25 protein-coding genes are annotated in these 24,193 nt (G+C 72.4%); 13 read left to right on the top strand and 12 right to left on the bottom strand.

Going from position 1 to position 24,193, the window contains the following annotated elements; genetic code table 11:
* Window positions 1–16: 16 nt before the first annotated feature.
* The 3 genes from H4W80_RS17595 to H4W80_RS17585 all read right to left on the bottom strand — a co-directional run bounded on the left by H4W80_RS17595 (window position 17) and on the right by H4W80_RS17585 (window position 3,364).
* Window positions 17–955 carry a cysteine peptidase family C39 domain-containing protein gene (locus H4W80_RS17595; protein WP_192786085.1) on the bottom strand — a complete coding sequence of 313 codons (939 nt, stop codon included), beginning with the start codon at window positions 953–955 and terminating at the stop codon, window positions 17–19.
* 333 nt (window positions 956–1,288) lie between these two features.
* Window positions 1,289–1,894 (bottom strand): histidine phosphatase family protein, encoded by a 606-nt coding sequence (locus tag H4W80_RS17590; protein WP_192786084.1) that lies wholly within the window; start codon window positions 1,892–1,894, stop codon window positions 1,289–1,291.
* Between the two features lie 114 nt (window positions 1,895–2,008).
* On the bottom strand, window positions 2,009–3,364 hold the full coding sequence (locus H4W80_RS17585; protein ID WP_420540602.1) for a PEP/pyruvate-binding domain-containing protein: 1,356 nt from the start codon (window positions 3,362–3,364) through the stop codon (window positions 2,009–2,011).
* 50 nt (window positions 3,365–3,414) lie between these two features.
* Between H4W80_RS17585 and H4W80_RS17580 the strand changes: the two genes are divergently transcribed.
* The 5 genes from H4W80_RS17580 (at window position 3,415) to H4W80_RS17560 (ending at window position 7,345) form a co-directional block, all read left to right on the top strand.
* The gene (locus H4W80_RS17580; protein WP_192786082.1) at window positions 3,415–3,810 is read left to right on the top strand and encodes a DNA-binding protein; all 396 of its coding nucleotides are present in this window, start codon (window positions 3,415–3,417) and stop codon (window positions 3,808–3,810) included.
* Window positions 3,807–4,442, top strand: a complete 636-nt coding sequence (locus tag H4W80_RS17575; RefSeq protein ID WP_192786081.1) for a transcriptional regulator — start codon at window positions 3,807–3,809, stop codon at window positions 4,440–4,442. Before H4W80_RS17580 ends, H4W80_RS17575 begins: the two co-directional genes overlap by 4 nt.
* A 282-nt stretch (window positions 4,443–4,724) precedes the next feature.
* On the top strand, window positions 4,725–5,141 hold the full coding sequence (locus H4W80_RS17570) for an effector-associated constant component EACC1 (RefSeq protein ID WP_192786080.1): 417 nt from the start codon (window positions 4,725–4,727) through the stop codon (window positions 5,139–5,141).
* Between the two features lie 1,046 nt (window positions 5,142–6,187).
* Entirely contained in the window at window positions 6,188–7,051 is an 864-nt protein-coding gene (locus tag H4W80_RS17565) for an SDR family oxidoreductase (protein WP_192786079.1), read from the top strand.
* Between the two features lie 57 nt (window positions 7,052–7,108).
* Window positions 7,109–7,345, top strand: coding sequence for a hypothetical protein (locus H4W80_RS17560; protein ID WP_192786078.1), 237 nt, complete (start codon window positions 7,109–7,111; stop codon window positions 7,343–7,345).
* Between the two features lie 18 nt (window positions 7,346–7,363).
* On the opposite strand, the gene H4W80_RS17555 is transcribed toward H4W80_RS17560, so the two are convergent.
* Together H4W80_RS17555 and H4W80_RS17550 are read right to left on the bottom strand one after the other, a co-directional pair.
* A complete protein-coding gene (locus tag H4W80_RS17555) occupies window positions 7,364–8,020 on the bottom strand; it encodes a YqjF family protein (RefSeq protein WP_225963500.1) in 657 nt (218 codons plus the stop codon).
* A gap of 100 nt (window positions 8,021–8,120) precedes the next feature.
* A complete protein-coding gene (locus tag H4W80_RS17550; RefSeq protein WP_192786077.1) occupies window positions 8,121–8,690 on the bottom strand; it encodes a DUF4232 domain-containing protein in 570 nt (189 codons plus the stop codon).
* A 120-nt stretch (window positions 8,691–8,810) separates the two neighbouring features.
* Here H4W80_RS17550 and H4W80_RS17545 point away from each other — a divergent pair, with 120 nt between their 5' ends.
* Window positions 8,811–9,839 carry a LacI family DNA-binding transcriptional regulator gene (locus tag H4W80_RS17545; RefSeq protein WP_192786076.1) on the top strand — a complete coding sequence of 343 codons (1,029 nt, stop codon included), beginning with the start codon at window positions 8,811–8,813 and terminating at the stop codon, window positions 9,837–9,839.
* 97 nt (window positions 9,840–9,936) lie between these two features.
* Here H4W80_RS17545 and H4W80_RS17540 read toward each other — a convergent pair whose 3' ends face one another.
* Window positions 9,937–11,505 carry a M28 family metallopeptidase gene (locus tag H4W80_RS17540; protein ID WP_192786075.1) on the bottom strand — a complete coding sequence of 523 codons (1,569 nt, stop codon included), beginning with the start codon at window positions 11,503–11,505 and terminating at the stop codon, window positions 9,937–9,939.
* Window positions 11,506–11,723: 218 nt separating this feature from the next.
* Between H4W80_RS17540 and H4W80_RS17535 the strand changes: the two genes are divergently transcribed.
* Window positions 11,724–13,229 (top strand): CehA/McbA family metallohydrolase domain-containing protein, encoded by a 1,506-nt coding sequence (locus H4W80_RS17535; protein ID WP_192786074.1) that lies wholly within the window; start codon window positions 11,724–11,726, stop codon window positions 13,227–13,229.
* A 274-nt stretch (window positions 13,230–13,503) separates the two neighbouring features.
* Here the strand turns inward: H4W80_RS17535 and H4W80_RS17530 are convergent, their stop codons facing one another.
* The 3 genes from H4W80_RS17530 to H4W80_RS17520 all read right to left on the bottom strand — a co-directional run bounded on the left by H4W80_RS17530 (window position 13,504) and on the right by H4W80_RS17520 (window position 16,355).
* Complete coding sequence (locus H4W80_RS17530) at window positions 13,504–14,778, bottom strand: MFS transporter (RefSeq protein ID WP_192786073.1); 1,275 nt, start codon at window positions 14,776–14,778, stop codon at window positions 13,504–13,506.
* Complete coding sequence (locus H4W80_RS17525) at window positions 14,775–15,863, bottom strand: PLP-dependent cysteine synthase family protein (RefSeq protein WP_192786072.1); 1,089 nt, start codon at window positions 15,861–15,863, stop codon at window positions 14,775–14,777. Before H4W80_RS17525 ends, H4W80_RS17530 begins: the two co-directional genes overlap by 4 nt.
* A 93-nt stretch (window positions 15,864–15,956) precedes the next feature.
* Window positions 15,957–16,355 (bottom strand): hypothetical protein, encoded by a 399-nt coding sequence (locus tag H4W80_RS17520; RefSeq protein WP_192786071.1) that lies wholly within the window; start codon window positions 16,353–16,355, stop codon window positions 15,957–15,959.
* 203 nt (window positions 16,356–16,558) lie between these two features.
* Between H4W80_RS17520 and H4W80_RS17515 the strand changes: the two genes are divergently transcribed.
* Window positions 16,559–17,824 (top strand): aminotransferase class V-fold PLP-dependent enzyme, encoded by a 1,266-nt coding sequence (locus H4W80_RS17515; RefSeq protein ID WP_192786070.1) that lies wholly within the window; start codon window positions 16,559–16,561, stop codon window positions 17,822–17,824.
* 71 nt (window positions 17,825–17,895) lie between these two features.
* Window positions 17,896–18,789, top strand: coding sequence for an NAD(P)-dependent oxidoreductase (locus tag H4W80_RS17510; protein WP_192786069.1), 894 nt, complete (start codon window positions 17,896–17,898; stop codon window positions 18,787–18,789).
* 91 nt (window positions 18,790–18,880) lie between these two features.
* Here H4W80_RS17510 and H4W80_RS17505 read toward each other — a convergent pair whose 3' ends face one another.
* Window positions 18,881–19,867, bottom strand: coding sequence for an SGNH/GDSL hydrolase family protein (locus H4W80_RS17505; protein WP_192786068.1), 987 nt, complete (start codon window positions 19,865–19,867; stop codon window positions 18,881–18,883).
* A 140-nt stretch (window positions 19,868–20,007) separates the two neighbouring features.
* Window positions 20,008–20,784 (bottom strand): Fpg/Nei family DNA glycosylase, encoded by a 777-nt coding sequence (locus H4W80_RS17500; protein WP_192786067.1) that lies wholly within the window; start codon window positions 20,782–20,784, stop codon window positions 20,008–20,010.
* A gap of 108 nt (window positions 20,785–20,892) precedes the next feature.
* Here H4W80_RS17500 and H4W80_RS17495 point away from each other — a divergent pair, with 108 nt between their 5' ends.
* The 3 genes from H4W80_RS17495 (at window position 20,893) to H4W80_RS17485 (ending at window position 22,495) form a co-directional block, all read left to right on the top strand.
* The gene (locus tag H4W80_RS17495) at window positions 20,893–21,264 is read left to right on the top strand and encodes an ArsR/SmtB family transcription factor (protein WP_192786066.1); all 372 of its coding nucleotides are present in this window, start codon (window positions 20,893–20,895) and stop codon (window positions 21,262–21,264) included.
* Entirely contained in the window at window positions 21,261–21,938 is a 678-nt protein-coding gene (locus H4W80_RS17490) for a cation efflux transmembrane domain-containing protein (protein ID WP_192786065.1), read from the top strand. The genes H4W80_RS17495 and H4W80_RS17490 overlap by 4 nt, the downstream gene beginning before the upstream one ends.
* A gap of 191 nt (window positions 21,939–22,129) precedes the next feature.
* Window positions 22,130–22,495 carry an SPW repeat protein gene (locus tag H4W80_RS17485; protein WP_225963499.1) on the top strand — a complete coding sequence of 122 codons (366 nt, stop codon included), beginning with the start codon at window positions 22,130–22,132 and terminating at the stop codon, window positions 22,493–22,495.
* Window positions 22,496–22,733: 238 nt separating this feature from the next.
* Here H4W80_RS17485 and H4W80_RS17480 read toward each other — a convergent pair whose 3' ends face one another.
* Window positions 22,734–23,300, bottom strand: a complete 567-nt coding sequence (locus H4W80_RS17480) for a TetR/AcrR family transcriptional regulator (RefSeq protein WP_192786063.1) — start codon at window positions 23,298–23,300, stop codon at window positions 22,734–22,736.
* 78 nt (window positions 23,301–23,378) lie between these two features.
* On the opposite strand from H4W80_RS17480, the gene H4W80_RS17475 reads away from it, so the two are divergent.
* Complete coding sequence (locus H4W80_RS17475) at window positions 23,379–24,110, top strand: SDR family NAD(P)-dependent oxidoreductase (protein WP_192786062.1); 732 nt, start codon at window positions 23,379–23,381, stop codon at window positions 24,108–24,110.
* Window positions 24,111–24,193 lie beyond the last annotated feature (83 nt).

Here is a 24,193-nt window from a genome sequence, read left to right as displayed (position 1 = left end):
AGCGCGGTCAACCCCTTCAAGAAGCCCCGTCGCCGGCGGTCAGGGCGGCGCGCAGCCGTTCGTACGTCGGAGCGAGGCGGCGCAGGCCGGCCGCGAGCGCCGCGTCGTCGCCCGACATGAGCGGACCCTGCAGCCCCCCCACGAGGCGGGCCTGCTCGGTGGCGACGGCCGCGCCCGCGTCGAGGCCGAGGGAGGACAGGCAGGCGGCCAGGTCGTTGAGACGGCGGGCGCCCACCCGCACCGCGAACTCCTGCCACAACACCCTGATCTCGGGATCCAGCCCTTCCTCGACCAGCCGGGCCGTCCGCTCGGCGGCTTCCGCCTGCCCCAGCGTGCCGGGCGGGACCTCCACGTCCGTCCGGCCGGCCAGCCAGGCCGCCCCGGCGGGCAGGGAGCGGCGCAGCGCCTCCTCCGGGGTGACCGGCTCCCGCCGGGTGAACCCGTACCGCATCCGGAACGGCCGCTTCAGGTAGTCGATCAGCTCTCCGCGCCACGCCGCGGCGAAGGCGTCGACGTGCAGCGTGGCGTACGGGTAGCCCTCCGGGTCGTGGAGGAGGACGGTGTCGCCGTCCACCTCCAGCACCACCACGTAGTGGTCGGCGCCGATCGCCTTGCCCGACCCGGGCTGGAAGGACAGCAGGCCGAGATCGAGCGGCCCGGCCAGCACCGGGCCGTCCTGGCAGGCCCGGCGCAGCCGGTCGAGCGCCGCCGCGGCCGTTCCCCCGTCCACGCGCTCGCACTCATGGCCGAGCAGGCCGATCGCGGCGTCGAGCCCGATCTCGGGATCCCAGCCGAACGGGTCGAACTCCGGTAGGCGCCCGCCGATCAGCTGCATCCCGTAGGGGGAGCCCGTCAGGACCTCGATCACGGCGGGAGGCGGCGACTCGGCACCGAGGAGCATGGCGAGGGAGTTGGCGTAGCAGTACGGCCCGGAGCCGACATAGGTGACAGACATGGCCCGTACGGTGCCGCCTGACACGGTGTCAGAGTCAAGCGGCACGCCTCGCCGAAAGCCCTGACTGGAATTCCTCTGGAACGGGACAGGAATCCGAAAAACGACAAACTCCGCATATTGGCCGCGCCTGACAGTGATCTTCAATCTCTGCGATGTTCGCGCCGTGCCATCCCCCTTCGTGGCCGGTCGTCATTCATGCTGGAGGTGGACCACTCGATGGTGCAGCACGAGGGGGACGCCTTCCGGCTGCTGCTGCCGATCAGGCACTACATGAGCGCGCCCGCCGAGGCCCCTGTCCCGCGCCGCTAGATCTCTCCTCCGCCGGCCTGACCGCTACGGCCGCATGTTGCCGGGGAACCCGGTCCAGCGCAGGTCGGGCGGGAGGTGGCTCATGTCGTTGAACATCACCATCGTGGGCGGCAGGCCGTCGCGGTACTCGATGACCGTCAGCGCGGTGTTGGCGCTGTTCAGCCCGAGCCACCGGGATGGCGGCGCGTCCAGCGCGTGCCGCACCAGCCACGCGATCGGGTAGGCGTGCGTCACCAGGACCTCGTGGGTGTCGGGGCCGGGCCCATGGCTGGCGACCCTCGCGAACCGGGCGACCAGGGCCTCGGCGAGCCTCTGGCCGGAGGCCGCCTCGGCCTCGTCGTAGCCGTCGAAGAAGCCGGCCCAGGACCGGGGTGTCTCGGCCGGGCTGGGAACGTAGGGGACGTGGTCGATGAGTTCGGCGGCCTCTTCCATGGGGACGTCCGGGAGATGCCGGGCGAGCTCGTGCGCGCTCGCCGTGGCGCGAGGCAGCGGGGAGTGCCACACGGCGTCGACCGGGAGGCCGGCGAGCCGTTCGCCCAGCAGGCTCGACTGCCGGTGACCGGCGTCGGTGAGCTTCCCGAACGCGTCGGCCGCGCCGTGGCGTGCCAGGTAGAGGTGTCGTGTCGCCATGAGCAGTGGGGGCGGCGCCCGTACGGGCCCGTTCCCCGTCTCCTTTCGATCAAGTGAACGGTCAGGCGTCCGCCGCCGTGACGGCGCCGGTGGTGCCGTCGACGGAGTGAACGGTTACGCGTCCCTCGTCATGACGGCTCCGGTGGTGCCGTCGATGGTGATGACGGTGTCGTCGTGGAGCCTGCCCGTCGCGTCCGGGACGCCGAGGACGGCGGGGATGCCGAGCTCGCGGGCGACGATCGCGGCGTGCGAGAGCACGCCTCCGGTCTCGGTGACGACGCCGGCGGCGATGCGCAGCAGCGGCGTCCAGGCCGGGTCGGTGAAGGGGCAGACGAGGATGTCGCCCGGGTGCACGCGCGCGAAGTCGCCGGGACCCCGGACGATCCTCGCCGCGCCGGTCGCGGTCCCACGGCTGCCCGGTGTCCCGGCGAGGGCGCCCGCCGGGGCGTCCGGGGCGGCGGAAGGGGACGGCGGCGGTGGGGGCGCGGCGGTGACCGGCCGTGCCTGCAGGATCCAGGTGCGGCCGTCGGTGATCGCCCACTCGATGTCCTGCGGTCCACCGAGCACGGCGGCGATCTCCTCGCCCAGCTCGGCGAGCCGCGTGGCGGTCGCGTCGTCGATCGCCGCCCGGTCCCGGGCGGGGGCGGGCACGTCGCGGACGACGAGCCGCGTGCCGTGCCGGTCAAGGCGGGTGCGTTTGTCGGCGATGGTGCGGGTGACCGACCCGTCCCCGGCGACGCGGTAGGCGTCGGGGGTGACCGTGCCCCCGACGATGCTGGGGCCGAGGCCCCAGGACGCCTCGATCTCGGTCGCGCCGTACGGGTCCGCGGGGGTGAACATGACCCCGGACACCTCGGCGTCCAGCTGGCGCTGGACGATGACGGCCATCGCCAGATCGCTCGACGACCGGTCTTCGCGGCGATCGTCGGGGCGATCGTCGGGCCGGTCATCGGGCCGGTCATCCGGGCGGTCGTCGGGGAGATCGCCCGGCGGCCGGTCGCCGGGGCGGTCGTCGCGGCGGTCATCGGGCCGGTCCTCGCGGCGATAGTCGATGGCTCGTGGCGAGAACAGCGAGGCCCAGCAGGCGCGTACGGCATCGGCGACCCCGCCGACCCCGCGCACGGCCAGGAAGCTCTCGTGCTGGCCGGCCGCCGAGGCCCGGCCGGTGTCCTCGTTCGACGCCGACGACCTCACCGCCACGGGCGGATCGCCGAGCTCGTCCAGCGCGCGCCCCAGCGCGTCGATCACGGAGGCGTCGACGGGCCGGGCCTCGATCGCCGGCCGCATCGCGTCGGGACCGTCCGACTCGCCGAGGTCCAGGTCGCGCACGGCGGCGAGGTAGGCGGCGTACGGGACGACGAAGCCGTCAGGAACCGGCAGACCCGCGCGGAGCAACGCGCCGAGCGCGCCGGCCTTGCCCCCGCACGTGTCGGAGACGGCCTCCACCAGGGGTACGATCAACCGTTCCACCCTTCAACAAATTATTGACAACATTTCGTTGATTCTGCATCATGAGTCGCATGGTTCGCAAGGACGACATCGCTCACACCGGGGACTTCGACCACGTCCAGGCCCGGCGTGAGCAGGACGCGAGTGAGCGTCTTCTGAGCTTGGGCGCGGACGCGCTCGACGCCCGCCCGTGGCGGCCCCCGCCCGCGCCGCCGTCGGCGGTCGATCTCCTGCAGTTCGCCGTCTGGCGCCACGCCGACCTGGGCCCGGAGGACGTCCTGAGCGCGCTCTCCCTCCTGTCCGCAGCACGCGCCGAGGTCGAAGGGCTCGAGTCCGGCCTGCTGTTCATGGCCCGGAGCGCGGGGCTGACCTGGGCGCAGATGGCGCAGGCGATGGGGTTCAACTCGCCGCAGGCGTGCCAGCAGCACTACAACCGCCTGTCGGCCCGGCAGGAGGACGGCTCGTGACGCGCGACTCCTCGCCCGACCTCCTGACCCTGCACGCCGTGCGCATCACCGGGTTCGGGGACACTCCGGTGATCGCCGGCCGGTACGGTCTCGACGTGGCCGAGGCGCAAGAGGCGCTTTACGACGCCGAGGCGCGTGGCTGGGTTCGGCACACCGCCTTCGCCGGCTCCGGAGGCTGGTCGCTGACCGAATCAGGCCGGGCCGAGAACGAGCGCCAGCTCGCGGCCGAGCTTGCCCGCGTCGGCGGCGGCGACGAGGTCCACGGCGTCTACCGCGAGTTCCTCCCGCTGAACGCCCTCCTGCTACGAGCCTGCACCGACTGGCAGCTCAGGCCCGCCGACGGCGATCGGCTCGCCGCCAACGACCACTCCGACTTCGCCTGGGACGCCCGGATCCTCTACGAGCTCGCCGGCGTCGACCGCGCACTCGCGCCACTCGCGGACCGGCTCGGGAGCGTCCTGACCCGGTTCCGCGGATACGACACCCGATTCGCCGCGGCCCTGGCGCGCGCCCGGGCCGGGGAGAACGCCTGGGTCGACCGCACCGACGTCGACTCCTGCCATCGGGTCTGGTTCGAGCTCCACGAAGATCTCATCGCCACGCTCGGCATCGACCGGCGCACGCACCCCTGACACACCCGCCCGGCCGCCTCTCTCCGCAGGCGGGTGGCCGCACCCCGACACACCGGCCCGGCCGCCTCTCTCGGCGGGCGGGTGGCCGGACCCTGACACGCCGGCTCAGCCACCTCGCCCCGCACGCGGGTGGCCGGGCCGGCACCCGGTTGCATCCGCTTTCACGCGCCGTCGATCGGCCGCTGTGCGAGCGCGCGGCGAGCGTAGCGAAGCGCCAGGGCGGGGCGATATCCGGATACCGGTCGTGGTGCGGCGGCCGCGCCCGCGAGCCTGGAGGGGGCCATGATGGCGCAACGACCTGACGGCGGTGACAGGGGCGCGCTGCTGGTGGCGGACTCGCCGGACGAGGTGCGGGACCTGTACGCCTGGCTACGCCGGGAGCCCGAGCTGCGGGCCGCGCTCCGGCTGGTCGAGCAGCCGCCTCCCGACGGGGCGCTGGGGCCGGTGGCCGAGGCGGTGCGGGTGCTGGCCGACGCGCCGGAGGTGGTGGCGGCCGTGGCCAGCATGGTGATCGCCTGGCTGCGCTACCGCAGGACCGACGTGAAGATCACCGTGAAGCGGCGCAAGGACGGGCCCGAGGTGCAGGTGACCGCCACCGGCCTGAGAGCGCTGAGCCCGGCACAGACGCTCGACCTGGCCAGGCAGATCGAGTCGGCGCTGCGGGACGGCCGCGAGCCTCCGCAGCTCCCGGGCGGCTGAACCCGCCGCCGGACCGCTCCGGACGCCGGTCGGGCCGGGAGAACGCTGATCATTCGCCCTGCACATCTCAGATGCATGTGCATTTGCGAATTTCACCAAATTGCCCGGGAGGGTTGGGAGGCGGCGACGGCGCATCGTACGCTGTGCGATCACGGCGGAATGTTTGTCCGTTGGCCGCGGGGGGCAGGCTCTTTCTCTCGTACGCCACGGGTGAACGGGACGCAAAGGCCCCAGGACAAGTCACCACTTTTGTGGACAGGAAGCTCGCGATCTTGATAAACCGGGCATCCGGTCTCGGGTGGCGATTAGCCTGGGGCCTGCATCACCCGTGCATCAAGTGGTTACTTGATCAGGAACCACGCCGCGGCGGCAACCGCGATCACGATGCACAGGCGGATGGTCCGGGGCGTGCTGTCAACTACATCCCGGACCATCCGCGCCACCTCCCCGATCCAGGTGGAGGGTGGAGGTGGCTCGGGACTCGCCGGCTCGGGCTCGCGGCTGCGGCCCGAGCCAGATTCGGGTGGCGTTTCCGGCATTGTTCTCCTTTCAACTTTTTCGTCAGACGATTTCGTCCGATAACGAGAAAAGGCCCGCTTCGGACATTTCGCCTCATTAGTGGCGCATGGGGCGGTATCCGGCAGCGAGCCGTGACATGCCTCCTCCCGGTTACCCCGACCGTCGCGAAGAAGTGGTGGCCGGTTGCCACCGCTCTCCCGATCCGGGTCGCCGTTCCGGAGTCTGTTGAGTCACACCTAACCCCGCAGTCCCAACCTTTGCAACCAAATCGCCACAGTCCGAAAGTGTCTCACTTTGAGTGACCTTTGAACTACCAGATGCCCGAGTTGCCCAATCGCTCGGCATTCCAGGGATCACCTGCGGAAACGTCCGGCCGGGAAAAGGCGTCGGCCTTACCCGGAGGATTCGCGGGGATCTCTCGCCCTCGGAGCGGTCAAGTCGCAGTTGCCGTGACCTTGAGCCGGTCCGGGCCGGGGCCATTGACTGCGCGTACGTTAGTCCCGGGCGAGTCAGGGCATGCGCGAGCCATGCCAGAACAACCGGACAGCACGCCACCCGCACAGAAGCAGCCATATCCCGGACACACCGAACGCATGGAGCCCGAGCCGCGTGACGAGATGCGTCACTACACCGGCAGCGGACTGCTGGACGGCAAGCGCGCCCTGATCACCGGAGGCGACTCCGGGATCGGCCGGGCGGTGGCCGTGGCCTTCGCCAAGGAGGGCGCCGACGTCGCGATCGCGTACCTGAGCGAGCACGAGGACGCCGCGCACACGCTGAAGCTGGTCGAGGCGGAGGGCCGGCGATGCGTGCTCATCCCGGGCGACCTCGCCGACCGCGACCACTGCGCCTCCGTCGTCGAGCGGACGGTCTCGGACCTGGGCGGCCTGGACATCGTGGTGAACAACGTCGCCTATCAGGCGCCCGTCGAATCGCTGGAGGAGCTGTCCGAGGAGCAGTGGCAGCACACCTTCGACGTCAACATCCACAGCTACTTCCGCATCACCAAAGCGGCGCTGCCCCACCTGCGCGAGGGCTCGGCGATCATCAACACGTCGTCGGTCAACGGGCTGCGCGGCAACAAGGCGCTCATCGACTACGCCACGACCAAGGGCGCGATCAACGTCTTCACCTATTCGATGGCGCAGAGCCTCGTAGAGCGCGGCATCAGGGTCAACGCGGTGGCCCCGGGCCCCGTCTGGACCCCTCTCATCCCGGCGACCATGCCGGAGGAGAAGGTGGAGCAGTTCGGCAAGCAGGTCCCGATGCAGCGGGCCGCCGACCCCGACGAGATCGCCCCGTCGTACGTGTTCTTCGCGGCCGGGCGCCTCTCGTCGTACTACACGGGCGAGGTCCTGGCCCCCATCGGCGGGGAGACCCTGCCCGGCTGAGCGGGTTATCGGGCCTGGTGGAGGGCAGGTGGGTCGTTGACCGAAGGAGGGGACATCATGGTCGTCAAGCCCATCAGGAGCGAGCGCGGCAGGCGGATCTCCTTGCCCGTGGTCGGTACGGTGCCCCTGCCGGAGCCCCAGCACCTCGCCTTCTACGCGGTCCTGGTCGCTCTGGGGGTATTGGAGATCGTGGAGTGGCCCATCGTGGGCATCGTCGCCGTCGGCCATCTGCTGGCCGGCCAGCACCGCCACCCGAGCCTGCAGCAGGCCGGAGAAGCCGCAGAAGCGGCGTGAGCCGCGGCCGTCGCGCGGTCACCAGGTCCACATCCCCACCCGTACCGGCACTCCGGGGGAGGCGTGCAGGACGGGAGGGTCGTCGCGGGCGGGTAGCCCGGCGGCCTGGACCAGGTCCTGGTCCAGGCCGGTGAGGCGGGAGCGGTGCAGCGGCCACGGCGGATGCTCCACCCGCGCGGCGGCCAGCCGGCCGGCGACGACGGTGAACAGCCGGTGGCGGGCGGTCAGGAAGTGGGCGAGTTCGTCGCGTTCGCGTTCGGCCAGGGGCACGCCGAGCTCCGCCTCCGCGTCGCACCGCGCGCCGGCCGGGCCCGGCCAGCGCCGGCGGCAGCGGTAGCGGGTGTGGCCGGCCCGGGTGTCCACCGACATGTCCGACCAGAAGTAGGGCAGCCCGTAGCCGGCGCGGCCGGTGAGGGCCGCGGGCAGGCGCCCGGCGTCCAGGGACAGGAACCAGATCCCGGTACGGCCACGAGCGTCGCGGACGTACGTGCGCAGGTTCGTCTCCGGGAAGGTGGACAGCCGCGGGAGGGCGGGCAGGCCGGGAAAGCGGACCCCTCGCATGAGAAAGGGCGTGAGGCCGACCCACGCCGCCCCGTCGAAGGTCTCCACCGTCAGGCCGTCCGGCACCAGGGCCTGCACGCACGCGGGCGGATAGCGCCAGTGGATGAAGGTCATCCGCGACCAATGGTGGTACATCACCGGCCGGCGGACGCGGGGCGACGGTGGAGCTCGCACCCTGGGTCTCTGCCCCCGTGGCGAGGGCGCGAACGGGGTGTCAGGGGCGCACGCCGGGAGCGAGCGGCCGCACGTCGATCCGCCCGTCGTCGCACGGCCTCGCCGTGAACGGGATCTCCAGGTGGGCCACCTCGTCCGGAGCGATGATCATCAGGCGGGCCGACGCCGGGCATCGCTTCTCGGCTCCGGTCTCCACCGTCACCCAGTGCAGCAGGGCGTGGGCGGAGGCGCGCGGCTTCAGCACCACCCGTTGGGGCCGGATGTCCTCCCTGCGCACCCGCGTACGCAGGGCGTCGCCGTTGCCGTCGAACATGATCAGCCCGACGAAGCCGTACACCCAGCAGGTCTGCGCGGAGGTGTTGGTCAGCACCAGCGGCGCGTACACGTTCCCCGCCCCCGGATCCTGCCGCCCGAGCCGCGCCGAGAGGGCGTCGGTACGGCAGCGCTTGGGCGCCGACCCCTCTCCGCGGGCGGAGACCGCCGTGAGGCCGAGGTTCGTGCCCTGGGCGCTGACCGCGGTGGCCTCACCGGACGCCGGGAGGCCGCACACGGCCAGGGTCAGCAGTGCGCCCGCCGCCATCGCCGATCCGGCCCGTTTGAATCGCTTCATGCTCTGTTGGATGAGCCTCACGCGGGTTTTGTTGGCAGCGCCGTCGCGGGCGAGCTTCGGCGGCTGGACCTGCCGCACCGCACCACCGGCTCGGCCGCGCCGATACCCTAAACTACGGCCATGACCGCCACCGGGGAGTCCGGCGCACAGCCGCTGACGTTGGCGGAGCTGGCCCAGCTCGCCGGGGTGTCCGCGGCGACGGTCTCTAAGGTGGTCAACGGCCGCCCGGCGGTGGCGCCCGAGACGCGCGCGCTGGTGGAGGGCCTCATCCGCGAGCACGGCTACCGCAGACAGCGGCGACGGGTCGACCCGGCCGCCGCGGTGGAGCTGGTCTTCCACGAACTCGCGGGCGAATACCCGACGGAGATCATCAGGGGAGTCGGGCAGGTGGCGCGCGAGCACCAGCTGTCCGTGTCGGTCTCCGAGCTGCAGGGCAGCCACGTCCCCGAGAGCGGCTGGCTCGAGGGCGTGCTCAGCCACCGCCCGACCGGCGTCATCGCGGTCTTCTCCGGCCTGACCGACCTCCAGCGGGAGCGGCTGGCCCGCCGCGAGATCCCCCTCGTCCTGCTCGATCCGACCGGCGACCCCGGTCACCGGGTGCCGTCCGTCGGCGCGGGCAACTGGACCGGCGGGCTCGCGGCCACCCGGCACTTACTGGAGCTCGGGCACCGCCGGATCGCCGTCATCACCGGCCCCGACCACGCCCTGTCCAGCCGGGCCCGGCTCGACGGCTACCGCGCCGCGCTGGACGCCGAGCGCGTGCCCGTGGACCCGGAGCTGATCTGCCGGGGCGACTTCCAGATCGAGGACGGCCTGGCCTGCACCCATCGGCTGCTGCGCCTGCCCGACCCGCCCACCGCCATCTTCACCTGCAACGACGGCGAGGCCCTGGGCGTCTACCGCGCGGCCCACGAGCTGGGGCTGCGCATCCCGGACGACCTCAGCGTCGTGGGCTTCGACGACCTGCCCTCGATCCGCTGGGCCGTCCCGCCGCTGACCACGATCCGCCAACCGCTCGCCGAGATGGCCATGGCGGCCGCCAGGATGGTGGTGGCACTCGCCCAGGGCACGCCGCTGCCGCAGCACCGCGTCGAATTCGCCACGGAGCTCATCGTCCGCGGCAGCACCGCTCCTCCGAAGCCCCGGTGACGGCGTCCTCCGCGGCGGCGTCACCGTTCGCCTCGCTGGAGTGAGGCGCCGCCCCCAGGACGGCCTCGCTCGGCCTGGGGACGGTGAGCCCGTTCGCTCAGCCCTTCGACCGGCCCTGGAGGTCGGCGCCGGTGCTGGTGGCGGCGCGCTTGGTGGTGGCCGCCGCGCGGGTGTCGGGGCCGGGCAGGTCGGAGGTGAAGCCGTAGACGACGGTCGCCGTGGCGATGGCGCCGGTGTTCAGCGCGAGCGCCTTGTCGCTGATGTTGACGATGGTGTCGCAGGCCTGGTGGTAGCAGGGGTCGTACGGCTCGCCGGCGGTGCCGCCGAACAGCGCGGCCTCTTCGGCGGTCTTGATGCCCTCGGCGCCGGTGAACAGCCCGCCCGCCGGGATGCCGGTCTCGATGAACGGTCCGTAGTCGGAGCGGCCGTCGAAGTCGGTCCCGTTGTGGCCCTGGCGCAGCGTGTCGAAGTACTTTTCGAAGAGCTTCTCGATCTCGTCGGATCCGGGCGGGCCGGCGGGCGCGCCCTCGGCGTCGCTGTCGTCACCGTCGTAGATCTTGAACGCGTAGTTGGGGGAGCCGATCATGTCGTAGTTGAGGTACAGCTTGATCTTGGCCAGGTCGGCGGCCGGCAGGGTTTCCACGTAGTGGATGGAGCCGAGCAGGCCCAGCTCTTCGGCGCTCCACCAGGCGAAGCGGAGCTTGTTGCGGGTGGGGACCTTGCCGAGCGCCTCGGCCACCGCGAGCGTCGCGGCGCTGCCGGAGCCGTCGTCGTTGATGCCGGGCCCGGCCGGCACGGAGTCGAGGTGGGCGCCGGACATGACGACCTTGTTCGGGTCGCCCCACTTGGAGTCGGCGATCACGTTGTGGGTGGTGCGGATCTCGCTGACGGTGTCGGTCTTGAGGTGCACCACGCTGGTGGCCGAGGCCAGTTCCTGGCCGACGGCGAAGCTGGTGCCCAGGACGGGGATCGACACGGGTTCGCCGAGGTTGCCGAGCAGGGTGTCGGTGCGGCCGGGCTGGCCCTCGTTGAAGATGATCGCGGCGGCGGCTCCGGCGGCCTGGGCGTTGCGCGCCTTGACGACGAAGTCGCAGGTGCCGCGCTGGAGCAGGGCGATGTTGCCGGCGGTGAAGCCGGCGAAGTCGGCGGCCTCGCAGCCGGAGTTCGAGCTGCTGGGCGTCGGGCCGGGCGGCAGGACCAGGTCGACGTTCTGCAGGGTCCCGGTCACCTCGCCCGAGCCGGAGTAGGTCATGGTGGCGAACTCGCCGGTCGTGGAGCCGTCGGGCGGGGTCGGGGTGAAGACCCGCGGGTTGGGGGAGGTCCGCTCCATCAGGGCGGTCGACTTCTCCTCGAAGTAGGCGAAGTCGAACGGCTGCACGGTCACGGTGTAGCCGGCCTTCTTGAGCTTGCCCACGACGTAGTCGCGCGAGGCCGCGTGCCCGCTCGTGCCGGCCGCCCGGTTGCCGCCGTTGGCGTCGGCGATGGTCTGCAGGGCTTGCAGGTGCTTCTTGACGGCGGGCGCGGTGATGGAGTCGATCAGCTTCTTCTGCGTCACGTTCGGCGCCGGGTCTGCCTGCGCCGCGGCGGGGACGAGCGCGAGGGGTAAGGCGAGCGCCGCTGCCACGGTGAGGACGCGGTACGCACCTCGGCGCGAGGTGATGCGCATATGAGCTCCTTCTGACTCGCAGGAATCGGTGCATTGTGCCCGAATCGGCGGCATTAGGAGAACGTAGACCGCAATGCCCGCCTTCGGGAAGACCTGAATCGGGCAGCCGCCGGTCTCCGACTGTTCTTCTCGAGGCCGGGGACCCGTTGATGGCGCGTCACGTGTGACGGATGGACTCGTGCGGACCTATAGCGCCCTTTTGAGAGGAACTATCCTCGATGTCCGCTTCTCCAGAGAACGAGCTCGTGACACGACGGCGGCTGCTCGCCGTCACCGGTGGACTGGTCGGCGCGGTCGCCGTCGGCGGCCTGACCGGTCCGGCCTGGGCCGACGACCGGCGGCCCGGCGCGGGCCGCCGGCGCTGGCTGCCCGGCGACCACCATGTGCACAGCGAGTTCAGCGTGGGGTACGACAACTCCACCACCCCGCCCAAGCCGATCATCGGCGGGGACGCGATCTACCCGTTGTCGGTCAACGCCACGCACGCGCAGCAGTTCGGCCTCGCCTGGATCGTGTCGACCGACCACGGGGGCCCGCTGCACTCCAAGCTGGACGCCGAGCAGAGGTACCCGAGCCTGCTGGAGGCGCGCCGGTCCGTGCCGCGGGTGCTGCAGTTCTACGGCATGGAGCTGGACACGCCCGCGGCCGACCACTCCAGCCTGATCATCCCGAAGGTGTCCACCGAGCGCGACATCCTTTTCCAGCTGGAGAGCCGCTTCTCCAAGCGGGACCCGTTCCCCGCGGACCCGTCGTTCGACACCGAGCAGAAGATGCTGGAGGCGCTGCGCGTGATGCGGCAGCTCCCGCACAAGCCGCTGCTGTTCGCCAACCACCCCGCCCGCTCCGCCACCGGGCTGGGCGTCTACGGCCAGGACACCCCCGCGGAGTTCCGCAACTGGAACGACACCGCGCCGGAGATCGCGCACGGCTTCGAGGGCGCCCCCGGCCACCAGGCCGGCTCGCTCAGGAAGGACGGCAGCATCGACCCGGACGGCGAGCGCGGCGGCTACGGCAACTACCCCACGATGGGTGGCTTCGACCAGATGACCGCCCGGCTCGGCGGCCTGTGGGACTCGCTGCTGGGCGAGGGACGCCGCTGGTGGATCACCTCCACGTCCGACTCCCACCGGCACTACAGCGAGGGCGGCAGCGACTTCTGGCCGGGCGAGTACTCCAAGACGTACGTGCACGCCGGCTGGGACTACGCCGACATCCTCGACGGGCTGCGCAGCGGCCGGATCTTCGTCGTCATCGGCGACCTGATCGACCAGCTCGACCTCACGGTCTCCCGCGCCGGTCAGGCGCAGGGCCAGGCCGAGGGCAACACCGTCAGCGTCGGCGAGACCCTCACGCTGCGCGGCCGCGACCGTGACGCCGAGGTCGAGGTCCGCTTCCGCGTGCCCCGTACGGCCAACGCCAAGGGCGAGCGCCCGCAGGTGAAGCGGGTCGACATCGTCACCGGCCGGGTCACCGGCCCGGCCAAGGACCGCTCCTCCGACACCAACCCCACCACCAAGGTCGAGGCCCGCTACGGCGCCGGCCAGTGGCGGCGCGACGGTGACGAGATCGTCGTCCGGCACACGTTGCGCGACATCGACGGTCCCATGTACGTACGCGTCCGCGGCACCAACACCGACGAGCTCGAGCCCCAGCCCGACCCGCACGGCTCCGACCCGTGGGCCGACCTGTGGTTCTACTCCAACCCGGTGTTCATCGAGCGCTGACGGCCAGCCGCCCGACCGGGCGCGGCGCGGCGCCCGGTCACCCCGCCGGCGGCCAGGGCGAACGAGGCGGGGCCCGGGCCCGGCGCGCAGGCCGCCATCCGGACGAGAGCGCGGGCCGGCGGCAGCGTGCCGTGCGCCCGGCCGGCGTCACCGTGCCGACGAAGCGCTGCACGGCCGCGGAGACGTCGCCCGCCTCGTCCAGCGCGGCCCGCATGGCCTCGGCGACGAACGCGTCCTTGCCGGCGGCGGCCTTGTAGAGGTGTGCCCTGGCAGGTTACCGCCCCGATGCCGCCTGCGGCCGGTCGCCGAGCGCGGCGGTCCGGCCGGTGGGGGAGAGCCGGCCGCGCCGGTCCAGCCGCCCGACCGCCGCGGCGGAGGCCAGCCCCGCGACGGCCAGGAGCAGCCAAGGCAGGCCGGCCCACCCGGTGGAGCGGGCCGTGTCCACCAGGGCGCCGGCCACGAGGTTGCCGGCCAGGATCCCCAGCCCGGACAGCAGGTTGTACAGGCCGTAATAGGTGCCGATCAGACGATCTCCCGCCATGTCGGCGATGGTGGCCATCTCGAACGGGAAGGCGACCAGCGTGCCCAGCGTGAGCAGGAGCACGCATGACACGACGGGCACCATCGCCCACCCCGGCGCCAGCGCGAGCTGGGCGAGCGCCGCGGGCGGCAGGAAGGCGACCCCCATGAGCGCCAGGCCGCGGCTGATCGCCTGGCCTCGGGTCCATCGGGCCGAGCTCCAGGCGGTCAGGCGGACCTGGCCGGCGATGCCGAGCAGCGCCGAGAGGGCGTACAGGGCCATCACCCCGGCCTCGCCGCCGCCGAGGCGCTGCACCTCGAGCGGCAGGGCCAGATACATCTGGTACGACAGCGCGTACGAGGCGATCATCGCCGCGGCGAAGGACACGAACGCCCGGTCCCCGAACGCCCGCCGCCACTCCCGCAGCACCGGCTGCCGCTCCTCCCGCACGGGAGGACGCCGGGCCGGGAGGCACAGTCCCTGCAGGACGGTCAGCACCGCGAAGATCGCCGCGGCGGCCAGGCACACGGCGGTGAACCCCGTATGCAGCAGGGCGAGGCCGGCCAGCGGGCCCAGCAGGATGCCGCCCTGGTAGAAGACGTTGAACACGGCGAAGGCGGCGACCTTGCGCTCCCCGGCCGCGCAGGCCAGATACGCCCGCGCGGCCGGGTTGAACAGCGCGCCCGCGAAGCCCGTCACGGCGGCGGCCAGGACCAGCAGGGGCAGCGAGGTGGTCAGCCCGAACAGGGCGAATCCGACGGTCCGCAGCGCGCACCCGAGCATGATCATCGGCTTGTGGCCGAGCCGGTCGGCCAGGGTCCCGCCGATCAGGAACATGCCCTGCTGGCTCAGGTTCCGCAGGCCCAGGACCAGCCCGATCGTCCAGGCGGCCAGGCCGGCGCCGGTCGAGAGGTGCTGGGCGAGGTAGGGCATGAGCATGTAGAAGCCGAGGTTGATGCCCGCCTGGTTGATCTGCAGGAGCTGGATCGGCCGGTCGAAGGAGCGGAACTGCCGCAGCGTGTCCCTCATCGCCGGCCCGCCAGCGGGTCCGTCACGGTGGCGCAGCGCGTCCAGCGGTGCACCTCCCGCTCGGCCGGCTCGCGCAGGAGGTCGGGCTCGTCGGCCGGGACCGTGCCGAGCAGGCCGTTGGCGTGGCAGTAGTCGTCGTCGAAGATGCTGTTCCAGTAGCGCCACGGCCCGTCGGGGAAGATCGCCACCACGGTCTGGTCAGGGGCGGTGCGGGCCAGCCAGCGGGCCACCAGGGTGACCGCGCCCGTGCTCCAGCCGCCCGAGACGTAGTGGCGGGCGGCCAGGGCGCGGCAGGCCCAGACCGCTTCGGCCGGGCTGACCCAGTGCACCTCGCTGAAGGCGTCGTAGGCGACGTTGCGGGGATGGATGCTGGAGCCGAGCCCGCGCATCAGGCGGGGCCGGGCGGGCTGGCCGAAGATGGTCGAGCCGACGGTGTCGACGCCGACGAGCTTCAGCCGGGGGAAGTGGCGGCGCAGCACGCCGTGGATGCCGGCACTGTGCCCGCCGGTGCCGACGGAGCACACCAGCGTGTCGATGTGCGGCAACCGGCTCAGCAACTCGTGGGCGAGCCCCGCGTAGGCGTCGGCGTTGTCCGGGTTGTTGTACTGGTCAGGGCAGTACGAGCCGGGAATGTCGGCCAGCAGGCGCCGCACCCGCTCCCGGCGGGCCTCCTGCCAGCCGCCGGCCGGGTGCGGCTCGCGGACGATCTCGAGGCGTACGCCGTAGGAGGAGAGCAGCCGGCACATGAGCGGTTCCATGCCGGCGTCGGTCACCAGCACGACCGGATGGCCGAAGACGATCCCGGCCAGCGCCAGGCCTAGCCCCAGGGTGCCGCTGGTGGACTCGACGATCGTCGCCCCCGGCCGGAGGTCCCCGCGGGCCCGCGCCTGGCGCACCATGTGCAGGGCCGGGCGGTCCTTGATGCCGCCCGGATTGAACCCTTCCAGCTTGGCCCAGAACCCTCCTCCCGGTACGAACGGCTCTGAGATGAATGCCAGCGGCGTATTGCCGACGGCGAGGGAAAGCGACGAGAAACCGGCGGGCGGCGTCTTCTGCGGGCGCGCGAAAGTAGCTGGTGATGACATTGGTGAATCCCCGAAGTGAGTGGCGCGATTCGCGGCATGGTCAAATGGCCGCGAATCCGGACGGATATGGGACGGCTGATGGACGTCGCGGTCCTATATGCGCATCACGCAGAGATTTTCGGTATACGGCGCGGCGGCCCGGGCCGCGCGCGCCGGGACTGTCGTCGCCGCCGCGGCGGCCTGCGCCGACGGGGCGGAGGAGGCCGTGGACATCGCCGCGAAGATCGGCGTGTCGGCCGGGTTGGTCGCCGAGCAGTCCTGCTCGGTGCCGTGCTGGTGGCGCGGCGGCAGCTCGCGGTGCAGGCATCGCGCGCTGTAGACGGCCGTGTCCTTCAGGTCGACGCTGTGGGCGACCGGCTCGGACAGCTCCACGGCCGCGCACGCGCCGCCATGGGCGAACACCACGCCGAGGAGCAGCACGAGCGCCAGCACCGCATGCGCCGCCGGCCGGCCGGGCGGACGGCGGCAACGGGTGGTCAGGGTCGTGAGCATCACCGGTGATAATGCCCGCGAGGCAGCCGGTCGCGCCCGGAGAATTCAAAGATTCCGGTAAAGCCGTGGGGCGCTTTATGGAGAGTGCGGGGCAATCCGCCGCACCTCCCGCCGACACGGGGAAATGAACCCGCATTGCGCGGCGGCCGACGCCACACTGGGGATTCGCGTTTCCCATTGACGTCAGGTGGTGGAGGTCTGCCATGACCGTGTCGAGACGCCGGGTCGTCGCCGGGCTCGGTGCGCTGGCCGTCGCCGGGCCGCCGGCCGTCCCGCGCGGCGTCACCGCCGAGCGGCTGGCCCGGGACGAGGAGTTCTGGGCCGCCGTCGCCCGCCGGTTCCGGGTGAGCCCGGACTTCGTCAACCTGGAGAACGGCTACTACGGCGTCATGCCGGAGCCCGTACGGCAGGCCTACCACCGCAACGTGGACCTGCTCAACGAGCAGAACTCGCACCTGCTGCGCACCACGTACAAGGCCGCCGCCGACAGGGTCCGCGATCGCCTCGCGGGCCTGCTCGGCGTCACCCGGGACGAGATCGCGCTCACCCGGGGCGGCACCGAGGCCCTGCAGAGCCTGATCTCCGGCTACCGCCGCCTGCGCCCCGGGGACCAGGTGATGTACGCGGACCTGGACTATCACAGCGGCCAGTACGCCATGAACTGGCTGAAGGACCGGCGTGGCGCCGAGGTCGCGCGGATCGTCATGCCCGAGCCCGCGACCCGCCAGGCGGTGCTGGACACCTACGAGCGCGCCCTGCGCGAGCACCCGAAGGCGAAGCTGCTCCTGCTCAGCCACATGAACAACCGCACCGGCCTGGTCACGCCGGTGCGCCGGATCGTGTCCATGGCCCGCGGCCGGGGCGTCGACGTGATCGTGGACGCCGCGCACTCCTGGGGGCAGCTCGACTTCACCCTCCCCGACCTCGACGCCGACTTCGCCGTCTTCTCGCTGCACAAGTGGATGGGCGCGCCGCTGGGCGCCGGCTTCCTCTACGTCCGCGAGCAGCGCCTGGGCGACATCGACCCGCTCTACGCCGACGAGACCTACCCCGCCACCGACCTCCGCTCGCGCGTCCACTCCGGCACCATGAACGTCGCGCCCTTCCTCACCGTCGAGGCCGCCCTGGACTTCCACGAGGCCCTCGGGGCGCGGGTCAAGCAGGCCCGGCTGCGGTTCCTGCGCGACCGCTGGGTGCGCCCGCTTCGCGACCTCCCGAACGTGGAGATCCTCACCCCGGACGAGCCCGGCGCGTACGGCGCCATCACCGCCTTCCGCCTGCGCGGGCTCACCACGGAGGCCGCCAACACCGCCCTCGCCGACCGCCTGATGCGCGAGCACCGGATCTTCACCGTCGCCCGGACGGGCATGTCGGGCGGTGGCGCCGTCCGCGTCACGCCCGCCCTGTTCACGTCCGCGGCGGACGTCGACCGGCTGGTGGCCGCGCTGCGCGACCTCCGCGAATCCTGACCTCCCGGCAGGCGCCTACCATGGGGACGGCGATGACCAGCCGGAGCACGACAAGAGCGAAAGGCGACGTCATGACCGACCACCTCACCGTGAGCGTTCTGGGCACCGGGATCATGGGTGCCGCGATGGCCCGCAACCTCGCCCGCGCCGGGCACGCCGTGCGCGCCTGGAACCGCTCCAGGGACAAGGCCGAACCGCTGGCCGCCGAGGGGGTGCACGTCGCCGGCACCCCCGCCGACGCCGTGCGCGACGCCGACGTCGTCCTCACCATGCTCTACGACGGCGCCGCCGTGCTGGAGGTGATGCGGCAGGCCGCGCCCGCCCTGCGCCCCGGCACCGCCTGGGTGCAGTCGACCACCGCGGGCCTCGACGCGATCGGCGAGCTGGCCGCCTTCGCCCGCGAGCACGGGCTGGTCTTCTACGACGCGCCCGTGCTCGGCACCCGCCAGCCCGCGGAGGGCGGGCAACTGCTCGTCCTGGCGGCGGGACCCGGCGAGAGCCGGCGGAGCGTGACCCCGGTGTTCGACGCCGTCGGCTCCCGCACCGTGTGGACCGGCGAGGACGGCGCCGCCGCCGGCGCCACCCGGCTCAAGCTCGTGGCCAACAGCTGGGTCCTCGCCGCCACCACTGCGGGCGGCGAGGTCCTGGCCCTGGCCAAGGCGCTGGGCGTGGACCCGCGGAGCTTCTTCGACGCCATCGAGGGCGGCCCCCTGGACATGGGCTACCTGCGCGCCAAGACCGGCCTGGTGCTGGAGGACCGCCTCACGCCGCCCAGCTTCGCGGTCACCACCGCCGCCAAGGACGCCCGCCTGATCGTCGAGGCGGGGGAGCAGCACGGCGTCCGCCTCGACGTCGCCGCCGCCGGCGCCGCGCGCTTCGAGCGTGCCGCCGCCCAGGGCCACGGCGACGAGGACATGGCCGCCGCCTACTACGCCAGCTTCGACGACGATCCCGCCACCGCCTGAGCGTCCCCGATCGCCGGCCGGGCGCCCGGATCCAGTTCGCCGCCGGGACCGGCGCGCCTCGCCCGCCTGCTCGCCGGGCGGGAGCCGGCCCTCAGAGCCTGGCGCTGATGATCGGCGCGAGGCGATCGGCGATGACCACGTGGCCGCTGTCGTTCGGGTGGACGTTGTCGGACATGTTCGCGCTGGTCAGCCAGCCCTCGGTGGGCACGTAGTAGACCTTGGCGTCGCCCGCGGAGTTGCGGGCGGTGACCGCGGCCCGCGTCTGCGTGGCGTACCGCTTGGTGAAGGTCTCCAGCGCGAAGATCGCCGCCCCGGGGTAGGCCGCCCGCACCTCCTGCAGCAGGTGCGTGTAGGACGCCTGGAAGGTGGTGGTGCTCACGCCGTGCCCCACGTCGTTGGTGCCCAGGTTGATCACGACCGCGTTGGCCTGGTAGCGGGAGAAGCTCCAGTCCGGGGTGGCGGCGTTGGGGTTGAGCTTGGGGAAGCGCGCCTCCAGGCCGACGCAGCCGTCCGCGGTCGCCACCAGGCAGGCGCCGCCCTGGGCGATCTGGGTGTGCCGGGCGCCGAGGCGCTCGCCGATGAGCCAGCCGTACGCGGTCAGGGCGTTCTTGGAGGTGGTCGTGCCGACGGTGATGGAGTCGCCGACGAACTCGATCAGCTTGGACGGGGGCGCGACCGCGTACGTCGTGGCCCCCGGGTCGAGCACGAGGCCCTGGAAGACGGCGTCGCCGTGGTAGGACCCGGCGACGACCCGGTAGGAGACGCGTAAGGTGTGGTTCCCCGCGGCCAGCGGCGTGGGGGTGAGGTTGACGGCGCCGCGTACGTTCTGGATGTAGACCCACGCGCCGCCGTCGATGCTGTAGTACAGGTCGATGGTGTTGCGCTGGTTGAGCCTGACCGTCCTGCCGGTGAAACCGGTGGTGAAATAGGCGCCCGCCCAGTACGGCACGTACGCGGTGGCGGTGGAGGTGTCCCACCGCCCGGTGAAGGAGATGTTGGCGTCGGTGGGGGAGCCGTCGCCCGTCGCGGCCGCGGTGAGGGTGACGGCGGCGAGCATCACGGCCAGGACCTGCTTCATGCCTTGCCTCCTGGGGGAAGGGCCGGCAGAGGGCTTGCGCTCCAGTGGACTCGAGGTCAGGAACGGCCGTCAACGAGATCGTCCGCGTCGCGCGGGTCCGGGCAGGTCGGCGGCGCGTGCCCGGTGAAAGCTTCATGCCTTCACAGAGGCTGGCAGCCCGGGCACCAGACGGTCGTGCGGCCACCGACCCGGCCGCGGGACAGGGGCGTGCCGCAGCGCGGGCAGGGGCCGCCGGGCTCGTCGCGGGCCCCGGTCAGCCAGGTGTCGCGCGCGGGCACGCATCGGGCCCTGATCGACACGCGCAGGACCCGGCGCATCGCCCCGTACAACGCGGCGCGTTCGGCCTCGTCCAGACCGCCCGCGGCGCGCAGGGGATTGACGCCGGCGTGCCAGCAGATCTCGTCGGCGAGCAGGTTGCCCAGCCCGGCGAGGAACGCCTGGTCGAGAAGGGCCGGCTTGAGCCGTCCCCGGCGGCCCGACAGCAGCCTGCCGAAGCACGCGTACGACACCTCGCGCGCGTCCGGGCCGAGCCCGCCGAGCACCCGCTCGGCCTGGGCCTCGTCGTCGGCGAGGCGGATGCCCTGGAGTTTGCGCATGTCGCGGTAGCGCAGCTCGCCGTCGTCGAACCGCCAGACGACCCGGTCGTGCCGGTGCCACGGCTCCTCGGGGGAGTGCCAGGACAGCGAGCCCGTCATGCCGAAGTGCAGCATCAGCACCGGCCCGCCGGCGGGCGCGATCAGCCACTTGCCGTGCCGCCGCGGCCGCTCGAACCGGTGCCCGCACAGCGCGGCTGCAAGCCGCCCGGCGCCGACGCCGCGCAGGACCCCGGGGTCGCGGACGCGTACGGCCCTGATCGGCTCGCCGGTGTGCTCCGACAGCACCTGGCGGAAGCCCTCCACGTCGGGGAGTTCCGGCATGAGGGACCCCTGCCCACCAGGGCCGCCTGCTCGCTCGGATCGTGACGGCGAGCTTGCCGGCGGTGCCCAGCGCTTACTGCGATCGCGATTCGGCGCTATCATCGCGATATGGCGATTGATACTGACGGTGGCCGCTGTGTCAGCACCGACATCGCCGCCGGGGTCCCGCCGGCGGCGGCGCTGTTCCACTCGCTGGCCGACGAGACCCGGCTGCGCATCGTGCAGCGCCTGGCCAGGGGCGAGGCGCGCGTGGTGGACCTGACGGCCGAGCTCGGGCTGGCCCAGTCCACGGTCTCCAAGCACCTGGCCTGCCTGCGCGACTGCGACCTGGTGGACTATCGGGCCGAAGGCCGCCAGTCGTTCTACTCCCTGACCCGGCCCGAGCTGATGGACCTGCTGGCCTCCGCCGAGCAGCTGCTGGCCGCCACGGGCCACGCGGTCACCCTGCGCCCCGCCCGGGCAGGGGAGAAGCCGGCGTGACCGCACAGAGCCTGGGCCCGGCGCCGGCCCGCCGCGCCGTGCTCCGGCGCCGGATCCGGCTGCTGGTCGCCGCCACCATCACCTACAACGTGATCGAGGCCGTCGTCGCCATCACCGCGGGGACCATCGCCTCCTCCACCGCGCTCATCGGCTTCGGGCTGGACTCGATCGTCGAGGTCGCCTCCGCCGCCGCGGTGGCCTGGCAGTTCTCCGCCGCCGACCACGAACGTCGCGAGCGGGCCGCGCTGCGCGTCATCGCGATCTCCTTCTTCGCCCTGGCCGCCTACGTCACCGTCGACGCCGTGCGCTCCCTGCTCGGCGCGGGGGAGGCCGGGCACTCCACCCCGGGCCTGATCCTGGCCGCCCTGTCCCTGGTCGTCATGCCGTTCCTGTCGTACGCCCAGCGCCGCGCCGGTCGTGAGCTGGGCTCGGCCTCGGCCGTGGCCGGCTCCAAGCAGACCCTGCTGTGCACCTACCTGTCGGGGGTGCTCCTGGCCGGGCTCGCGCTCAACAGCGCCTTCGGCTGGTCCTGGGCCGACCCGATCGCCGCCCTCGTCATCGCCGCGGTCGCGGTCAGGGAAGGGCGCGGCGCCTGGCGCGGGGACGCCTGCTGCGCCGTGCCCGCCGGCGCCGCGCCGGACGGTTGCGCGGACGGCTGCTGCTCACCGTCATAGGCGCCCCAAGCGATTTGGGGAAAGGTTGACCCGGGCGGGCGCGTTGGCGTGACCGTGGGGGAAGGGGTTACGTATTCAAACCTCCACGCGGTATGGGGAAGGTGGTGTGGGACATGGCTGATAGTCCACTCCATCCGAAACTAGACATGGGTCAGCACCCAGACATAGCGGCCCTGAGAGCTCAGTACGACATGGCTGCGCAGAGCCCGTCGGGACAGTCCGTCAGCGGGCTGACGTTCCTGAGCGGTCTCTATCTCGCCATCTCGCCATGGGTGGTGGGGTTCTTCGGGCGCTCGACCCTGACCGTCAACAATCTGATCACCGGTATCGCCCTGGCGCTGCTGGCGGCCGGGATAGCCGCGGCGTACGGCCGGATCCACGGGCTGGCGTTCGTCGTACCGGTCATCGGAGTGTGGACGATCATCGCCCCGTGGGTGCTGCCTCCGCACACGGCCAGCGCCGGGACGATCATCAACAACGTCATCACGGGGATCGTCATCGTCGCATGCGGCCTGGCCTGCGTGATGCTGGGCACGATGTCCCTACATCGGCGTTGACGCCTCCGGGCGGACCGCCGGTCCGCATCGAGAAGCGGCACGCCGCCGACTGCGTCCCGTCTCCTGGTGGAGAAAGGGACGCAGTCGGCTGTCCGGCATCTGTCTGAAGGCGGGCACCGCCTCGGCCTCGGTCACCAGGAGCTCGGCCGTGGTGGCGAAGGTGGTCTCGCCGCCGGCTGCGCGCCTGTCTCAGGCGTGAATAGTCGGGCAAGCGGCGAACTTCGAGGAGACGGACGGCTCAGCCGGCGAGGCCGTCCAGGAGGTCGTCCAGGGCGGACTTCACCCGTTCTATGCCCGTCTCCCCGAGCCGGTGGGCCAGCAGCGGGGCGGCCAGGGGCGCGAGGAGGGCGTCGGCGAGGCAGTGGGCGTCCGCGCCGGGGCGGAGCCGGCCGATCAGCATGGACAGGTGGCCGTGGTAGGCGTCGTACGCGCCGCCGAAGCGGGCCAGCGGGCTCGCCGTCTCGGCCATGAGCAGCAGGTCGAGCTGCTCGACCGTCCGGTCCGCCAGCGCCCGCAGGAACGCCTTGGCCCGCGCGGCCGGCTCCGCGCCGGGGCCGAGCGGCGGCGGCCCCTCGATGAACGCCGCCTGGAACTCGCGCTCCCGCCGGTCGATCAGCGCGTACGCCAGCCCGGAGCGGTCGCCGAAGCGCCGGTAGAGCGTGCCGACGCCGACCCCGGCGGCCGCGGCCACGTCCGCCATCTGCAGGCCCTGCACGCCGCGGGCGGCCACGATGCCCTCGGCGGCGGCGAGGATCTTCGCGCGATTGCGGGCCGCGTCGGTGCGCTCGCGTGTCACGGCTCCCATCCTGGCACCCCTTGTCAAGCGGAACCAATTCCGGTTACGTTGAAACGGAATTGATTCCGGTTAGTTCGGGAGGCATGTATGACACGGAAAGTCGCCCTGGTCACCGGGGGCAGCAGGGGGATCGGCGCGGCGGTCGCACGACGGCTGGCGGGTGACGGGTTCGACGTGGCTCTCACGTACCGGAGCGCGGGCGACCGGGCGGCGGCGATCGTCAAGGAGGTCGAGGCGGCCGGAGGGCGGGCGCTCGGGCTGCGGGTGGAGGCCGCCGACGCCGGGGCGCTGGTCGCGGCCGTGGAGCGGACGGTCCGCGAGCTGGGCCGGCTGGACGTCGTGGTCGGTAACGCGGGCATCGCGCCGTACGGGGCGCTGGAGGAGGTGACGCTGGAGGAGGTCGACCGGCTGCTGGCCGTCCACCCCAGGGCCTCGTTCGTGCTGGCGCAGGCGGCGGCGCGGCACATGCGGGACGGCGGCCGGATCGTCCTCATCGGCAGCAGCCTGGCCGAACGCGTGCCCTATCCCGGCTGGACGGCGTACGCGATGAGCAAGTCGGCGCTGACCGGGCTCGTCAAGGGGCTGGCCAGGGACCTGGGGCCGCGCGGCATCACCGCGAACGTGGTCCACCCCGGATCCACGGACACCGAGATGAACCCGGCGGACGGGCCGGACGCGGACGAGGAGCGGCGCCACACGGCACTCGGCCGCTACTGCTCGCCCGACGACATCGCCGCCACCGTCGCCCATCTGGCGGGTGACGGGGGCCGCGCCATCACGGGCGCGGCCATCTCCGTCGACGCGGGTGTCACCGCCTGACGCGTTACGTCACCGTCCGGTCATCGGTGGAAACCTCCCCGTAACCCTTGACACGCCCGCCCGCCTCCCAGCACGCTTGTCAT

The sequence above is a fragment of the Nonomuraea angiospora genome (genome assembly GCF_014873145.1).
Taxonomy (GTDB): domain Bacteria; phylum Actinomycetota; class Actinomycetes; order Streptosporangiales; family Streptosporangiaceae; genus Nonomuraea; species Nonomuraea angiospora.
The sequence above is the reverse complement of the archived record's forward strand: the minus strand, read 5'-3'. Positions and strand labels throughout refer to the sequence as shown.

What these genes read in the sequence shown, in the direction of transcription:
- H4W80_RS17595 (WP_192786085.1), bottom strand. Translation starts at nt 955, where the DNA reads ATGTCTGTCACCTATGTCGGCTCCGGGCCGTACTGCTACGCCAACTCC.
- H4W80_RS17590 (WP_192786084.1), bottom strand. Translation starts at nt 1,894, where the DNA reads ATGGCGACACGACACCTCTACCTGGCACGCCACGGCGCGGCCGACGCG.
- H4W80_RS17580 (WP_192786082.1), top strand. Translation starts at nt 3,415, where the DNA reads ATGGTTCGCAAGGACGACATCGCTCACACCGGGGACTTCGACCACGTC.
- H4W80_RS17570 (WP_192786080.1), top strand. Translation starts at nt 4,725, where the DNA reads ATGATGGCGCAACGACCTGACGGCGGTGACAGGGGCGCGCTGCTGGTG.
- H4W80_RS17565 (WP_192786079.1), top strand. Translation starts at nt 6,188, where the DNA reads ATGCCAGAACAACCGGACAGCACGCCACCCGCACAGAAGCAGCCATAT.
- H4W80_RS17560 (WP_192786078.1), top strand. Translation starts at nt 7,109, where the DNA reads ATGGTCGTCAAGCCCATCAGGAGCGAGCGCGGCAGGCGGATCTCCTTG.
- H4W80_RS17555 (WP_225963500.1), bottom strand. Translation starts at nt 8,020, where the DNA reads ATGACCTTCATCCACTGGCGCTATCCGCCCGCGTGCGTGCAGGCCCTG.
- H4W80_RS17550 (WP_192786077.1), bottom strand. Translation starts at nt 8,690, where the DNA reads ATGAAGCGATTCAAACGGGCCGGATCGGCGATGGCGGCGGGCGCACTG.
- H4W80_RS17545 (WP_192786076.1), top strand. Translation starts at nt 8,811, where the DNA reads ATGACCGCCACCGGGGAGTCCGGCGCACAGCCGCTGACGTTGGCGGAG.
- H4W80_RS17540 (WP_192786075.1), bottom strand. Translation starts at nt 11,505, where the DNA reads ATGCGCATCACCTCGCGCCGAGGTGCGTACCGCGTCCTCACCGTGGCA.
- H4W80_RS17535 (WP_192786074.1), top strand. Translation starts at nt 11,724, where the DNA reads ATGTCCGCTTCTCCAGAGAACGAGCTCGTGACACGACGGCGGCTGCTC.
- H4W80_RS17530 (WP_192786073.1), bottom strand. Translation starts at nt 14,778, where the DNA reads ATGAGGGACACGCTGCGGCAGTTCCGCTCCTTCGACCGGCCGATCCAG.
- H4W80_RS17525 (WP_192786072.1), bottom strand. Translation starts at nt 15,863, where the DNA reads ATGTCATCACCAGCTACTTTCGCGCGCCCGCAGAAGACGCCGCCCGCC.
- H4W80_RS17520 (WP_192786071.1), bottom strand. Translation starts at nt 16,355, where the DNA reads ATGCTCACGACCCTGACCACCCGTTGCCGCCGTCCGCCCGGCCGGCCG.
- H4W80_RS17515 (WP_192786070.1), top strand. Translation starts at nt 16,559, where the DNA reads ATGACCGTGTCGAGACGCCGGGTCGTCGCCGGGCTCGGTGCGCTGGCC.
- H4W80_RS17510 (WP_192786069.1), top strand. Translation starts at nt 17,896, where the DNA reads ATGACCGACCACCTCACCGTGAGCGTTCTGGGCACCGGGATCATGGGT.
- H4W80_RS17505 (WP_192786068.1), bottom strand. Translation starts at nt 19,867, where the DNA reads ATGAAGCAGGTCCTGGCCGTGATGCTCGCCGCCGTCACCCTCACCGCG.
- H4W80_RS17500 (WP_192786067.1), bottom strand. Translation starts at nt 20,784, where the DNA reads ATGCCGGAACTCCCCGACGTGGAGGGCTTCCGCCAGGTGCTGTCGGAG.
- H4W80_RS17495 (WP_192786066.1), top strand. Translation starts at nt 20,893, where the DNA reads ATGGCGATTGATACTGACGGTGGCCGCTGTGTCAGCACCGACATCGCC.
- H4W80_RS17485 (WP_225963499.1), top strand. Translation starts at nt 22,130, where the DNA reads ATGGCTGCGCAGAGCCCGTCGGGACAGTCCGTCAGCGGGCTGACGTTC.
- H4W80_RS17480 (WP_192786063.1), bottom strand. Translation starts at nt 23,300, where the DNA reads ATGGGAGCCGTGACACGCGAGCGCACCGACGCGGCCCGCAATCGCGCG.
- H4W80_RS17475 (WP_192786062.1), top strand. Translation starts at nt 23,379, where the DNA reads ATGACACGGAAAGTCGCCCTGGTCACCGGGGGCAGCAGGGGGATCGGC.